The 230-nt window shown below is 44.3% G+C and carries 1 protein-coding gene; it reads left to right on the top strand.

Going from position 1 to position 230, the window contains the following annotated elements; genetic code table 11:
• A partial coding sequence (locus H5232_RS24050) for a hypothetical protein (RefSeq protein WP_220496134.1) occupies positions 1–205 on the top strand: 205 nt, incomplete at its 5' end.
• Positions 206–230: the final 25 nt, after the last annotated feature.

Genomic DNA, 230 nt, shown 5'->3' with positions numbered 1-230 from the left:
CTTGGTTCAGGACAAGCCCAATGGCGTGAGAATAAGTAGTAAAGCCACTACCCTAAGCTTATGTTCTATAAAGTATTCGCAGAGGCAGCCCGTAGCTCATGACCCAGAAGAAGACGCTGAATTCACCACTAAAAACCACAGCTCGCGCTTTGTTATAATCAGCCTGCGCAAGCAGAGCTCAGCACACAATGGCAATCACAATTAATAAATGGATATAGACTATGGACAAA

Origin of the sequence: Pseudoalteromonas sp. SG41-5, assembly GCF_014164495.1 — a bacterium.
Taxonomy (GTDB): Bacteria; Pseudomonadota; Gammaproteobacteria; order Enterobacterales; family Alteromonadaceae; genus Pseudoalteromonas; species Pseudoalteromonas rhizosphaerae.
Note: the sequence above shows the minus strand (reverse complement) of the source record. Positions and strands in the feature narration are given on the sequence as shown.